Below are 13,022 nucleotides of genomic sequence, written 5' to 3' on the forward strand. Positions count from 1 at the left end.
AACCCTGGTCAGGAGCGCCGCCTGTGCCACAAAAGGTAGTCCAGGCTTGCCTTCCCGGGCCCGAAGCAAAAGAGTGTGAGCAACATTAGTAAATAATACAAGGGGATTTCAAAGCCATTGTTGCCCGCGTCAAATCCATTTTCCCAATGCACTGTTTTAATGGCCACCAGCATCACGATCATGAGTGGGATGCTGATAATGCGCGTAGCCAGGCCCAGCGTGAGCAGCAGCACCCCCAGGGCCTCTGTGCCGGCGGCCAGGTAGGCGCTGAGTTTGGGCAGGGGAATGTTCATGCCGGCAAACCAGTCTGCAATGTCCTGGATATTGCTCCACTTCTTGGTGGCGGGGCCATAGAAGCCATAGGCCAGCACCAGGCGTACCAGCAAAAGGGGGATGAAGCCAAGCTGCGTGAGCCTGGTATTCCAGGTGGCAAAACGTGCGTTCATGCAAATCCGAGGATTAGTTTAGTATGAAGGGCGTGCTCAAAGAAAGATAAAGTAGCCTGGCGGATCTCCTCCGTGGGCGCAATGCCCAGCGTGGCACAGGCAGTGGCCATGAGGTTATCCATGGTAGCCGGGCCTTCGGCCAATGTTTCCAGCATACTCACAAAAGCGGGGGAGAGGGCGGTAAATTCCACATCGCCACTTTCCGGCTGGCGGTGCAGGGCCAGGAAGTAGTGCCCCTGGTGGGCGGCCGTGATCTGGTGTGCCGGTTGCAGGTGCACCGGGAATTGGAAATGCTCCAGGTGATGCTCGGGATTGAGCACCAGTTTATCCTGCCGGAGGTCGCCCTGGGCGCGGTATTCCGCGGAGCGGTCTTCCATCATGAACAACTCCACTTCCAGCCATTCAAACCAGAGCAGTTCCTGCAGGAAGGGATATTTTTCCAGCAAAGGATGCTGCACGGCCGTCATGTATTCATACAGTTCTTTGGGCATGTACCATACCTGCGCACTTTGGCAGGGATGCTCACGGAAGAAGCGTTGCACCAGGTGGTCCCATTCTGCTTCTTCCAGCAGATTGTGCGTAAGCGGGTAGGCAGATTGCAGGCTGTCGTCCACCACGTTGTATACCAGCCGGCGGTAGTGGTGCACGCTGCTGCGCACGCCTTTGATGGGCGTGTATTCGCCGGTGCGGCAATAGCTGGCCAGGGCCTGCTGGTAACTGGTGGTAGGATTAGCGGCTGGCATGGGCTACGGGATTTAAGGCTTTATGTTTGATGCTTTGCAGGCGGTTCAGCTCATCCTGCAGCAGTGGCAGTTCGGGGATATTGAAATCCCTCTCCAGCAGGGTGGGCACATTGCGCTGCAGCTTGTGCATGGCGTAGGTGTAAAGCTGGTACACGGGGTCAATGATGGCTTCCCCGTGGGTGTCAATAATGAGGTCTTCGGCTACTTTTTCATGACCCGCCATGTGGATGTAGGAAACCCTTTCCAGCGGCAGCTGGTCTATAAATTCGTAAGCGTCGTATTGATGATTGAAACCGTTCACGTAGATATTATTCACGTCCAGCAGCAGTTCGCAATCGGCTTCGGAAAGGATGTTGTTGATAAAATCCACTTCACTCATTTCCGGTGCCACGGGCGTGTAATAGCTTACAATTTCAATGGCTATTTTTCTTTCCAGGAGTTCCTGCACGGTTTTAATGCGCTGGGAAACGTGTTTCACCGCATCCGCTGTAAACGGGATGGGGAGCAGGTCGTAGAGGTGTGCGTTGTCGCACTTGGAGTAGCTGAGATGCTCGGAGTAGATCCGGGCGTTGGTATCGCGGAGGAATTTTTTCACCTGGCGGAGGAAGTCCATGTCCAGCGGATCAGGGCTGCCGATGGAAAGGGAAAGGCCGTGCGTATAGAAAGGGTATTTTTCCAGTGCGCGGTCAAACAGCTTTTTCCAATAGCCACCTACGCCGATCCAGTTCTCGGGCGCAGCTTCTATGAATGCAGGTTGCAGGAGATGGCTGTTTAAAAATTCTTCTGCAAAATCTTTCCGGAATCCGATGCCTACCATGATGCAAAATTTAAACGTGTCTTTAACGAGAAGAACCGGCAGGTCTGCTGCCTGCCGGTTTGTGAGGTCGTTTATGTATTATTGACCGTCTTTCTTGGGGGTAGTGGTGGTACCTTTTTTCTTGGCGCCACATTTACCTTCACCGCATTTGCCTTCGCCGCACTTGCCGTCTTTGCCTTTCTTGGCAGAGCTCTTGTTAGCGCCGCATTTGCCATCTTTTGCCTTGGTGCTGTCGGCACCGCATTTGAGTTCCAGTGCGCGGGCAGTGGTGGTATTGCTGTTCAGCAGGTTGCTACGTACCGCGGTACCATTGCCCAGCTCATTGTAGCTGAAAGCAGATGCTGCCTGTGCAGAGAAAGAAGCGGCGGTCATGATGGCGCCAGCTACGAGGGTGCCTGCGAGCAGGGATTTCTTTTTGTTTTCCATGTGCTTGTAGTTTTTAGAAGAATGATGATTATGTATGTTTCAGCATGAGCGGAATGCGGATGGAACTATTCAGGAAAAGTATTGTTGATCTTACACGGAAGGTTAAGCGATCATTACAGGTCTTTCAACCTTCGGACAATATTTGTTTTCAGTTTTTCCGTATCAGTGATCTGCGGGCTGCTTCCTTGTGAAAACCGCCGCAGTAGCTGGTCCAGGCGCTTGCTTTGCTTTTCATAATAGCGGCAATATCGGCAAACGGCGTTATGTACCCGGAGTTTGAGTGCCATTTTCCTGCTGATGCCGGTACTCAGTTTTTGTTCCATGATCATGGTGGCCTCCCTGCAGGAAAAGGTGAGCCGGAAAAGCAGTTGTTTCATACACTACCGTTTAAACCAGTGATGGTCCAGGCATTGCCGCAACTGTACTTTGGCGCGGTGCAATATCTGCCAGTAGTTAGTCGTGGTAAGGTTTAAATCCTGACAGATCTCTTTTCCTTTTTTTTCTTCGAGGTATTTCAGGTGAATGGCGGCATGCCACCCCGCAGGCAGCTTGTCCATACACTGCTGCAAGGTCTGGGAAAATTGGGGATCATCCAGCAGGTGCAGGTCGTAATAGTCACCATGAACGGGCGTTCTGCCTGGTAGCCAGGCGCCGTCTGCAGCAAAGTACTGCTCCATCAGGCGGTCGGCCCTTTCCGGTTGCAGGCTGCTTTCCAGTACTACAGGATTACGGAGTTTTTTACGGAAGTGGTCTGCTACTTTATGTTCAAGAATGCCAAAGAGCCAGGTACGGGGTTTGCTTTCCTGGCGGTATTGTTCAAACGACATACAGGCGGCCATGAAAGTATCCTGCACCAGGTCCTCCGCGATGCTACGGTCGGAAACCTGTTGCAGGGCCCGTGCCAGCAGGGCATCTGTATGGGCATTTACCCATTCGTCCAGGGTGGCATGCAGCGCTTGTTTACGGGTACTGAGCATAGATTAAGAGAAAGCCTTCAAAAGATAGGAAGATTCCCCAGCAATTAAGATAAGTAATAGCAATCTTAACATTCCACTAACTGTTTTGTGTGGGCGGTGTAAGGTAGATACGTTGTACAAGATGGATGCAGTTTTAAGTGGCAGGTTTATTTTTGCCGTAGCGCCAAAAGAAAGGCCCCGCGGGCAATGCGGGGCCTTGTATAAAGTGGTGTTGTAAGCGATGTTACTTTGCCAGGTGGAGCACCCTGGCGGTATGGGCTCTCACCTCGTCGCTCAGGGCGGGGTGATCGTTCAGCGCCTGGCCAAAGGAAGGGATCATTTCCTTCAGCTTTTGCTGCCAGGCAGGGCTGGAAGCGTGTTGCTTAAAGCACTTCTGGATGAGCTGCAGCATAATAGATACGGAGGTGGATGCGCCCGGAGAAGCACCCAGCAGTGCGGCAATGCTGCCATCTGCAGCGCTCACCACTTCAGTACCAAACTCCAGGATGCCGCCGTGTTCCGCATCTTTCTTGATCACCTGTACCCGCTGGCCAGCCACTTCCAGTTCCCAGTCTTCCATCTTTGCCTCGGGGAAGAAATCGCGCAGCGCAGCCAGGCGGTCTTCCTGCGACTGGCGTACCTGGTTAATGAGGTAGCGGGTAAGGGGCAGGTTGTCCATACCGGCCGCCAGCATGGGGCGTATATTATTGATCTTTATAGACAAGGGGAGGTCCAGCAGGGAGCCATTTTTCAGGAACTTGGTGCTGAAGCCGGCGTAGGGCCCAAAGAGGAGGGCTTTCCGGCCATTGATCATGCGGGTGTCCAGGTGGGGCACCGACATGGGAGGAGAGCCTACAGAAGCTTTGCCATATACTTTGGCCTTGTGCTGTGCAATGATATTTTCATTGGTACACTTGAGCCACTGGCCGCTCACGGGGAAGCCGCCAAAGCCTTTGCCTTCGGGTATATCAGATTTAAGGAGCAGCGGGAGGGAGCCGCCGCCGGCGCCGATGAAAACAAACTTTGACTTCAGGTCGCGTTTCTGGCGGGTTTGCAGGTCTTTTACCGTGATCTCCCAGCGGCCATCATCGGCCTGTTCCAGGTCGCGCACCTCGTGGTGGAGGTAGAACGATACACCGGGCTTGGACTTCAGGTAGTTGAAGAGGTTGCGGGTGAGGGCGCCAAAGTTTACGTCTGTGCCCAGTTCCGTGTAAGTAGCGGCTACGGGTTGGTTGGGATCGCGGCCGTCCATGACCAGGGGCATCCATTGAGTGAGCTGGGCGTGGTCTTCCGAGTACTGCATGTCCCGGAACAGGTGGTGCTGCTGGAGGGCGTCGTGGCGTTTCTTAAGATATTCCACGTTTTCCTTGCCCCACACGAAGCTCATATGCGGTACGGAGTTGATAAAGGTGGAGGGAGCTTCCTGGATGAGCTTATGCTCTACGAGGTAGGCCCAGAACTGCCGGGATACTTCAAACTGTTCAGCGATCTTCACGGCCTTAATGCTTTCTACGGTGCCATCGGCCTTTTCGGGAGTGTAATTAAGTTCGCAGAGGGCGGAGTGTCCGGTGCCTGCATTGTTCCAGGCATCGGAGCTTTCGCCGGCTACGACATCGAGTCTTTCAAATACCTGGATGGTAAGTTCCGGTTGCAATTCTTTCAGCAACACACCCAGGGTAGCGCTCATAATGCCGGCACCGATCAAAACTACATCCGGCTCAGTATTGGGTGAAATATCCTGTTTCAGCATGACCTTGATTCGAGACCGCAAAGTTACATGGAAAAATACATTATGGGCGGAGGTTTTTTATAAAACTTGAATGAGATTGGTAGTTTTTAACAAAAGCTCAACTGGTGGAGGGTGTTTTTAAAATATTTTAAAATTAACAATATGATAAGGTGATGGAGCCGGAGCATATTTTATGGATTTTGTAATTTTTTTTTGGAGAAATGGGGAAAGGGATTACTTTTGCACTCCCTGAAACACAAATCAGTGATGCCCAGATGGCGAAATTGGTAGACGCACTGTGTTCAGGTCGCAGCGCCGCAAGGTGTGCTGGTTCGAATCCAGTTCTGGGCACATTAAAAGGTTGTAAGTTATTGGCTTACAACCTTTTCTGTTTTTTATAATATATCCTTTTTATAGCATGTACCCCGCTTTTTCTCCACCATCGCTGGCACAAATGATACGCTAAAATTCGGGGGCTGGCAAGGGACAAGACCAGCATATTTTTTATGCCGATTATACCAAGCAAATCAGCTGGCGTCTTCAATTACAAATAATTAAAGTCCGCACCATCAAGCTGTAATTACTTTAATTATATTACAGTGTAATTTCATCACTAACAGCAGCTTTTCCTGAATTGGCTGACTGATGAACTGTATATAAGAATCTGGCCCTCCTAACAGATCTGGTAAGGATTAACGCATGCATAGTTCTGACTCCTAATTAACAGGTAAATATCTTCCCGGTGTTGCAAACGGTTGAGCAACGACTTTATCCTGCGTTAAAGATTAAACCTGACGATCTGACGCTAAAACTTATTATGTTAATCAATCAAAAAACGGCAACATCCATATCCTGTCGCTGCTTTGACCTAAAGTATATCTTCATCAGATATGTCTAAACACAAATTAATTACCCGTATCATCTGGGTACAGCTATGTTGTTTATCTTTAAGTACCGTTCACGCCCAATCAGCGCGTATTAAACAAAAAGAGAAAGAAAGGTCTTTCATTAAAGATAGCATCGCGTTGATCGATAACCTGAACCAGGTTGGATTGCTGTATTATTTAGAAGATATAGACAGTAGCTTCCATTACGCGATGAAAGCAAGAAGTATTGCAGTCAGGTTGCATTATCCTAAAGGGATCACTGATGCGGATAATGTTATTGCAACAGTACTCTTGCTGAAAGGCTTGTTTAAAGAGTCGCTGGAATTATACAGCAAGGTACTAGTGGCTTATCAGGCACAAGCTGACACGGCTAACGCAGGTCAGGTGCTGAGCAATATGGCCACTGCTTATAATACGATGGGAGACACTGTAAAGGCTGAAATGTTTTCCCGGCTTGCCCTTCAGGCAGTCCGCAATCTAAAACGGGATAGTATAGTGAGTACGATATATATCAATTATTGTCTCAATAATTTATCCCTTTCTGCTGACAGCGTACGATATTATCTCGATAAATCCAGGGAGATCGCAAATCGTTACAAAGATGAGGCGATGGTGGTTTTGTCGATGCAGGCACAAGCTGACTATATGATCAGGAATGGGCAAAGACAGGGCGTATTGCCATTGATTAGTGAGTCCCTGTCAAGGTCTGTAAATACCGGAATGGAATATTTTGAGATAAACGCATTTTGGCTGTATGGTAATTTTTATAAAGATGTACCAGACAGCGTTGTTCATTATTATAAACAAGCCTACCAGCTGATAGAGAAAATGGGTTTTTCCAGTGTTAAGGTTCCTATATTAAAAGGCATATTAGAATATACAAAATTATCCAGCAATAAATCAGACACCAGTCGTATACAACATTTGATGGCATCAGTGTTGACCACGGAGAATGAGAACCTGAAGAAGTTCATTGGCGATTATGTCCGGTATACCGCTATACAGGACGACAACCAATTGCTGGAGATCAGCAACCGGAATAAACAAACAAAAATATGGCTGCTGCTGGGAGCATTTGGCGTTACCCTGGCATTACTGGCTGTAATACTGTGGCAGTTCCGGGTCACCCGTCTGTTAAACAAGCGAATATCTGAACAGAACAGTCATATGCAGAAAGCACTCAGTTCCCTGGAGCAGAGCCAAACTGATAATACGCGGATAATGAAGATCGTTGCCCATGACCTGCGTAACCCGATTGGAGCGTCGTTTTCCATTGCAGACCTGATGCTGGCGAATCCGAACCGGTCAGCGGAAGAAAAGAAATTGCTTGAAATGATGAAGGCCTCTTGCGAGCATTCATTAGAGCTGGTCAATGACCTGTTGCAGCTACATAATCGTGCAGAAGAGTTAAAACGGGAATCGGTGGATGTCAGGAATTTGCTGCAATACTGTGCAGAACTGCTGCATTTTAAAGCAGCGCAAAAGGGGCAACAAATCCAGTTGCAGGCAGAACCTGCGGTGGCGTATGTTAGCGGGGAAAAGATATGGAGAGTGGTGAGTAACCTGATTACCAATGCGATCAAATTCAGCCCTGCCGGCGCTGAAATTTTAGTACGCCTGCAAGCTAAGTTGGATGTAATTATCATTTCTGTAGCAGATAATGGCATTGGTATCCCCCCAGAGATAAAGGACGAGATATTTGATATGTTCACACGGGCTAAAAGGAAAGGTACAGCCGGTGAGCATTCCTTCGGGCTGGGACTGGCCATCTCAAAGCAGATTGTGGAAGCGCACAAAGGCAACATTTGGTATGAAAGTAACCCGGGAAAAGGAACGATTTTCTTTGTGGAACTACCTGTAAACGGCATCATTTGATCTTGCAAACAAGTGCACCAACTACGCTTAACCTTTGACGGCAACATATCAAATTCCAACTGGTGGAGATTCCGGTTCCGGGCACGAAAGCCGAATGACTTACATTTTACAAGGTGTACAATAACTTACCGCCTATTTAAAATTTTCGGCCTTCACTAGACAAATAACCCATATCTTTCAAATCTTAAACTGTTGCCTGAAGCCGGCCGTTGTCATCCGTGCCACGGATCTTATATCGTATTTACAACCTACAAAACATGATAATAATCAACAACTTCGAAGAGTACGCTGCGTATCTAAACAAAGAAATAGGTGTTTCTAACTGGCATAAAATCGACCAGCAACAGATCGACAAATTTGCCGCCGCAACGCTGGATTTCCAGTGGATCCATACAGACCAGGAGAGGGCAAAATGCGAAAGCCCCTTTAAAAGCACCATTGCCCACGGTTACCTCACGTTATCATTAATACCATATCTCTGGAAGCAGATCACAGATGTGCGTAATATCAAAATGGAGATAAACTACGGTATTGAGGATTTTAAATTTGGCCAGCCTGTGCTGGTGAACAACGAGGTGCAGTTAAGGGCTAAGCTCCATTCCATCGTTAATCTGAGGGGTGTTACAAAAGTTGTGATCGGCGCTACGCTGAATATTAAAGATCAGGCGAAGCCCGCGTATACGGGGAATGTGGTTTTCCTGTATCATTTTATTTAGGACCAAATAGAAAAGTAAAACGTTTTAAATACCAGGCAGCCCTGCTTCCAGTAATGGAGGCAGGGCTGCTTCTTTTATATGGCGCCTCCCTGCGATATATCGCGCCTCCCCAGGCGCATTCACTAAATACCGTCACTTCCATTCCGCGCCCTAAATCAAAACCAACTGGTTACCAGCAAAATACCTCCCGGCACACCACTTGCCCAGCCTCCATGAAAAAATTGAAGGTCACGACAACTATATCTTAGGATCGCTTTCGTCTTTCGCAACCGAAGGTGACGGGTGCCGGCTTTTAGAAAAATAAAACCTTATGTTATGCAGGTGTTTAACATCGAAGTAAAAGAATCCATGCCCATCCTTACCGATCTCATTGAAACGATCCGGCAGGGCAATGACTCCCATAACGTTTATCTGAGCACCCATATTAACCAGGCAGATATGCAGTCCGGCAAACTGAAAAACGCGCTGGGCGTGAGCCAGGGCGAGCTGCCAAAGCCCTTGGCAGAACTGGGTATCCGCAGCATTACGCTGAATGCCGCCTTCAACAGCGGAACACTGGCCGGTTACAACTTTCATGTGGAAGAAGGTGAAGCTTACAGGAACCGCTGGAGTGAGATCAAAAGCAATCAACTTATTGCGGATCTGCAGGAACTATTCCACCATTGCCACACGGTGGCATTTGATGACTGGGCTAACGTAACGCAAGCCTCCGAATTATGGGATGGCCTGCTGGTGGATGTGATGCGCCCCCTGGGTAAACTGGACCTGGACTTCATTTTCTACCTCGGCGATCCGGCCCTGAAACGCTCGTTCCAGATCGATGAGATCCTTGACATCCTCAGTGACTTTTCGCGCCATGGAAGGGTAACGGTAGCGATGGATGAAACGGAAGCCGTGAAGCTGTGGAAAATGCTGAATGCAGAACAGTTTAGCCAGGAGCCGGTTACAGACCTGAGAAGAAAAAGCGTTTTTATTTACCGCACTATGGGCGTAGACCGGCTGCTGGTCTATGCGGCAGATCATGTCATTTTATATTCAAACGATACGCAGTTCTCCATGATCCGGCAGGTAGTGGCACAAAGTGTTGAGTACCGGCCGGATGCAAGGAATATTTTTATTGCCGGTTTTTCCATCGGGTTGCTGTTGCGCTTATCCATGCCGCATTGTATTGCGCTGGGATTGATCGTTTTTGGTGCACAGGGAACGGGGGCTTCCATCCCTGATCAGCAGGCATTACTGGATTATATTGACCAATGGATAGATGAGCTGAACAAGCCGGATACCCACATTTATCTATACCAATGATCAGGTGCCTGCCACCAGGAACTGCTCCGAATTAGATGGCTGTAATCCGTCGGTCCTGTCTTTAAAATACAGGGTGCCCAGGTCGCGGCCGGATATGATCTTCGCGGTCTTAAACCCTGCATCCTCTGCCATGTTCCGCATATCATCCGGGGTGAAAAAACTCACAAAGGGCGTTCCGCCGGATTGGGCGCCCTGCGCTGACCTGCGTTGCATGGGCATGTCTTCCGGATCTATCATATCTGCCGGTAAAATGAAGGTCATGGCCAGTACGGAACCGGGTGCAAAGCCTGCCGCTTCCCACAGGGCGGCCTCCACCGCTTCGCGGGTAAGGTAAAGCGTTACGCCGGTGCAGGATATTACGGCCGGGCGGCTATTGTCAAAGCCTGCTTCCAGTAGTTTTTGTTTCCACGATATGCCTGCCTCAAAATCCACTGGCACAAAGTGATGGTTGCGGGGCAATGTGTAGCCCAGCTCGTGCAAGCGGGCTTGTTTCCATGCCAGCGTATCTTCCTGGTCTATCTCAAACAGCTGTAACCCTTCACTCACTGCCGGATAGCGCACGGCAAAGGAGTCCAGGCCCGCGCCCAGGAGTACATATTGTGTAACACCATTGGCGGCCTGCTCCAGCACCAGGTCGTCTACGAAGCGGCCCCTGGCCACCATAGAGGCACGGATGCGTTTAGTGGCATCCGGGTCCATATCAGGGCGATGGCGCCAGTCTGCGCCAGGGGCCACCATCCGGAGGCCTATTTCATCTTCCATGATATGGGGCAATGCATCCACCTGCAGGTGAAGCGCCCGCCAGAGGGCTGTACGTTCCGCGGTATGATTGGGTTTGGTCATGTTCATGGATTTACTCGTATTGCTAAATTAGTCATTGCAGTAATTATTCCGCTGGCAGTTTTCATAGACAAGTGCCGTGCCCGTATTTATTGATTTTTGTCAACACCCGCCGCCCCGCCACCCTGTATCTTTGGTATAAATCATCCCGCCCGTTATGCGCTTTACAGACACGTTCTTTTCCTCCCGCATTGGTATCATTGCAAGCGTCCTGTTTTCCGCCTGCTGTTATTATTTTGGCAATGGCCTCACGGGAGATTGCTGGTTCCTGGTATGGGTCGCGCCATTGCCACTGCTTTGCGTGGCAATGAGTAATTCCTGGAAAGCCACTTTGGTGGCAGCTTTCATCGCTTACGCATTGGGGCGTATGAGTTGGTTTAGCTACCTGGAGCGGGTGGCATTCCTGGTGCCTGCTATTATCTTGACCATTGTGCCTGCATTGATCTTTGCCGCTATCATCCTGCTTACGCGCTGGATAACCTTACGCACCAGGGCCTGGTATGCATGCTTTGCTTTTCCTGTCTTCTGCTGCCTGTTTGAATATGCGCTCATCAGGCAAGCGCCGGATGGTACTGCCGGCAGTATTGCCTACTCACAAATGAATTGCCTGCCGCTTATACAGGTGGCGGCTCTGGGCGGTATCCTGGGGATTACATTCCTTATAACATTGATCCCATCTGCCCTGGCATACCTGTATATTTTCAGGAATGTAAAAAAGCAATGGACACGTGTACTGGTGGTAACGGTAGTGATAGCAGGAGGTGCTTTGTCTTTTGGTATGATGCGCTTAAGCCAACCCTCCCCGGGCCAGGGATTACAGGTGGGGATGGCAGTGATCCGGGAAGACCTGCATAATACTTCCGACAAACCAAACCGGGTGAAAGACAGCACCGCTGCGGCCCGGTATGTGCAACTGGTGGATAGCCTCGGCGCAAAGGGCGCATTGGTGGTAGTGCTGCCGGAACGCGCACTGAGTATAGATAAACAATCGGAAGCGGCCATGCTGGACACTTTGCGCACGGTGGCGGCTAAGCGGCACCTGTATCTCGTGGCCGGCTATACCAACCTGCGCAGCGATACGGAAAGGAACTCCGCCCTGCTGGTAGGCAACGCCACAGCCATCCCGGGTAGTTATAATAAAGTACACCTGGTGAATGGGCTGGAGACGCAATTCACGCCTGGTCACGGGATCGGGCTTTTCAACGTTGGTGCTGTTTCCGCGGGTGTGGCTATCTGCAAGGACCTGGACTTCCAGGATTACATGCGCCAGTACGGGCTGCATCATCCACAGGTGTTGTTTGTACCGGCATGGGATTTCGCGGTAGATGACTGGTTGCATGCGCGCATGGCGGTGCTGAGAAGTGTGGAGAACGGTTTTCCTATGGTAAGAGCTGCCAGGATAGGGCAACTCACGATCAGCGATTGTTATGGGAGGGTACTTGCCTGTGCCAGCACCGCGCAAGGGCAGGAAGCGGTGCTGGCCGGCGCCGTACCTTTGCAACCGTGTGCTACTTTCTACACGAAGCATGGCGACTGGCCGGGTATTGTATGCATGGCCGGCGCGGCATGGCTGCTCCTGCTGGCCATCTGGAAGCCTTCATCGCTTTGACTTCAGGCGGCTGAGTGTTTCCGGGGTAATGCCCAGGTAATCTGCTATAATGCGCGAAGGCAGCCGCTTTATCATTTCCGGGTGCTCTTCCATCAGCAGCCGGTAACGCTCCCGCGAATCGGCGCTGATCAATTGCTCTATGCGGCGGATGGCATCAATGTAAGCCAGCTCCACGCCAATGCGGTCCAGTGTTTCCCAGCCGGGAATCTCCTGTTGCAGGCGCACGCGGTTTTCATAACTCAGTTGTAAAAGCTCCGATGGTTCCGGTGTTTGTACCGCGGCGGCGGAAGGCTGGCGCAGGATAAAGCTGGGGAACGCCGTGCCCATGCTGCCTTCAAACACCAGGAAACGCGTGGATTCTTCGCCTGCTTCATTGGTCAGGAAAATGCGCAGGCAACCCTTTGCCACGAAATAGAGATGACGCGCTACCGTGCCCGCCTGCACCAGGATCTCGCCCCGCACGGTGTGCCGCGGCACAAAACATTGGTCCACCAGCGCTTCCTGGTCGGGCGTCAGCGCGATCCTGCCTGCTACATATTGTTTCAACAACGGGTGCATCGCCAAATATAGAAATTTGGAACGGGTATTTGGGAGGGGAGTTTCACAGCCTTAAAAAAGGTTGAAAAAGTCAACCAATATTTCCATATCTTCGTGGCACAAAAGACAAAGCCAA

At 50.3% G+C, this 13,022-nt stretch carries 13 protein-coding genes and 1 tRNA gene; 5 read left to right on the forward strand and 9 right to left on the reverse strand.

Going from position 1 to position 13,022, the window contains the following annotated elements; translation table 11 throughout:
- Positions 1-8 precede the first annotated feature (8 nt).
- From DCC81_RS19925 to DCC81_RS19955, 7 genes are all read right to left on the reverse strand, one after another.
- Positions 9-446 carry an HvfX family Cu-binding RiPP maturation protein gene (locus DCC81_RS19925; RefSeq protein WP_108688449.1) on the reverse strand — a complete coding sequence of 146 codons (438 nt, stop codon included), beginning with the start codon at positions 444-446 and terminating at the stop codon, positions 9-11.
- Positions 443-1,189: an HvfC/BufC N-terminal domain-containing protein gene (locus DCC81_RS19930; protein ID WP_108688450.1), complete on the reverse strand. Its 747-nt coding sequence runs from the start codon at positions 1,187-1,189 to the stop codon at positions 443-445. The genes DCC81_RS19925 and DCC81_RS19930 overlap by 4 nt, the downstream gene beginning before the upstream one ends.
- Positions 1,176-2,006 (reverse strand): HvfB family MNIO-type RiPP peptide maturase, encoded by an 831-nt coding sequence (locus DCC81_RS19935; RefSeq protein ID WP_108688451.1) that lies wholly within the window; start codon positions 2,004-2,006, stop codon positions 1,176-1,178. Before DCC81_RS19935 ends, DCC81_RS19930 begins: the two co-directional genes overlap by 14 nt.
- A 78-nt stretch (positions 2,007-2,084) precedes the next feature.
- Entirely contained in the window at positions 2,085-2,432 is a 348-nt protein-coding gene (locus DCC81_RS19940) for an HvfA family oxazolone/thioamide-modified RiPP metallophore (RefSeq protein WP_108688452.1), read from the reverse strand.
- A gap of 113 nt (positions 2,433-2,545) precedes the next feature.
- A complete protein-coding gene (locus tag DCC81_RS19945) occupies positions 2,546-2,809 on the reverse strand; it encodes a hypothetical protein (protein ID WP_108688453.1) in 264 nt (87 codons plus the stop codon).
- Positions 2,810-2,812: 3 nt separating this feature from the next.
- Positions 2,813-3,409 (reverse strand): sigma-70 family RNA polymerase sigma factor, encoded by a 597-nt coding sequence (locus DCC81_RS19950; protein ID WP_108688454.1) that lies wholly within the window; start codon positions 3,407-3,409, stop codon positions 2,813-2,815.
- Between the two features lie 223 nt (positions 3,410-3,632).
- Entirely contained in the window at positions 3,633-5,138 is a 1,506-nt protein-coding gene (locus DCC81_RS19955) for a malate:quinone oxidoreductase (RefSeq protein ID WP_108688455.1), read from the reverse strand.
- Positions 5,139-5,386: 248 nt separating this feature from the next.
- On the opposite strand from DCC81_RS19955, the gene DCC81_RS19960 reads away from it, so the two are divergent.
- The 4 genes from DCC81_RS19960 to DCC81_RS19975 all read left to right on the forward strand — a co-directional run bounded on the left by DCC81_RS19960 (position 5,387) and on the right by DCC81_RS19975 (position 9,900).
- Positions 5,387-5,468: transfer RNA gene (locus DCC81_RS19960), tRNA-Leu, on the forward strand.
- Between the two features lie 539 nt (positions 5,469-6,007).
- Positions 6,008-7,879, forward strand: a complete 1,872-nt coding sequence (locus tag DCC81_RS19965) for an ATP-binding protein (RefSeq protein WP_108688456.1) — start codon at positions 6,008-6,010, stop codon at positions 7,877-7,879.
- Positions 7,880-8,136: 257 nt separating this feature from the next.
- The gene (locus tag DCC81_RS19970; protein ID WP_108688457.1) at positions 8,137-8,595 is read left to right on the forward strand and encodes a MaoC family dehydratase; all 459 of its coding nucleotides are present in this window, start codon (positions 8,137-8,139) and stop codon (positions 8,593-8,595) included.
- A gap of 315 nt (positions 8,596-8,910) precedes the next feature.
- Positions 8,911-9,900 carry a hypothetical protein gene (locus DCC81_RS19975; RefSeq protein ID WP_108688458.1) on the forward strand — a complete coding sequence of 330 codons (990 nt, stop codon included), beginning with the start codon at positions 8,911-8,913 and terminating at the stop codon, positions 9,898-9,900.
- Here the strand turns inward: DCC81_RS19975 and DCC81_RS19980 are convergent, their stop codons facing one another.
- The gene (locus DCC81_RS19980; RefSeq protein WP_108689256.1) at positions 9,901-10,743 is read right to left on the reverse strand and encodes a class I SAM-dependent methyltransferase; all 843 of its coding nucleotides are present in this window, start codon (positions 10,741-10,743) and stop codon (positions 9,901-9,903) included.
- Between the two features lie 154 nt (positions 10,744-10,897).
- Between DCC81_RS19980 and DCC81_RS19985 the strand changes: the two genes are divergently transcribed.
- Positions 10,898-12,349, forward strand: a complete 1,452-nt coding sequence (locus tag DCC81_RS19985; RefSeq protein WP_108688459.1) for an apolipoprotein N-acyltransferase — start codon at positions 10,898-10,900, stop codon at positions 12,347-12,349.
- Here DCC81_RS19985 and DCC81_RS19990 read toward each other — a convergent pair.
- Complete coding sequence (locus DCC81_RS19990; RefSeq protein WP_108688460.1) at positions 12,338-12,907, reverse strand: Crp/Fnr family transcriptional regulator; 570 nt, start codon at positions 12,905-12,907, stop codon at positions 12,338-12,340. The two genes, DCC81_RS19985 and DCC81_RS19990, sit on opposite strands and share 12 nt — an antisense overlap.
- Positions 12,908-13,022: the final 115 nt, after the last annotated feature.

It is taken from the genome of Chitinophaga parva (assembly GCF_003071345.1).
Classification (GTDB): Bacteria; Bacteroidota; Bacteroidia; order Chitinophagales; family Chitinophagaceae; genus Chitinophaga; species Chitinophaga parva.

Coding starts and splice junctions, on each gene's coding strand:
- DCC81_RS19925 (WP_108688449.1), bottom strand. CDS start 446: ATGAACGCACGTTTTGCCACCTGGAATACCAGGCTCACGCAGCTTGGC.
- DCC81_RS19930 (WP_108688450.1), bottom strand. CDS start 1,189: ATGCCAGCCGCTAATCCTACCACCAGTTACCAGCAGGCCCTGGCCAGC.
- DCC81_RS19935 (WP_108688451.1), bottom strand. CDS start 2,006: ATGGTAGGCATCGGATTCCGGAAAGATTTTGCAGAAGAATTTTTAAAC.
- DCC81_RS19940 (WP_108688452.1), bottom strand. CDS start 2,432: ATGGAAAACAAAAAGAAATCCCTGCTCGCAGGCACCCTCGTAGCTGGC.
- DCC81_RS19945 (WP_108688453.1), bottom strand. CDS start 2,809: ATGAAACAACTGCTTTTCCGGCTCACCTTTTCCTGCAGGGAGGCCACC.
- DCC81_RS19950 (WP_108688454.1), bottom strand. CDS start 3,409: ATGCTCAGTACCCGTAAACAAGCGCTGCATGCCACCCTGGACGAATGG.
- DCC81_RS19955 (WP_108688455.1), bottom strand. CDS start 5,138: ATGCTGAAACAGGATATTTCACCCAATACTGAGCCGGATGTAGTTTTG.
- DCC81_RS19965 (WP_108688456.1), top strand. CDS start 6,008: ATGTCTAAACACAAATTAATTACCCGTATCATCTGGGTACAGCTATGT.
- DCC81_RS19970 (WP_108688457.1), top strand. CDS start 8,137: ATGATAATAATCAACAACTTCGAAGAGTACGCTGCGTATCTAAACAAA.
- DCC81_RS19975 (WP_108688458.1), top strand. CDS start 8,911: ATGCAGGTGTTTAACATCGAAGTAAAAGAATCCATGCCCATCCTTACC.
- DCC81_RS19980 (WP_108689256.1), bottom strand. CDS start 10,743: ATGACCAAACCCAATCATACCGCGGAACGTACAGCCCTCTGGCGGGCG.
- DCC81_RS19985 (WP_108688459.1), top strand. CDS start 10,898: ATGCGCTTTACAGACACGTTCTTTTCCTCCCGCATTGGTATCATTGCA.
- DCC81_RS19990 (WP_108688460.1), bottom strand. CDS start 12,907: ATGCACCCGTTGTTGAAACAATATGTAGCAGGCAGGATCGCGCTGACG.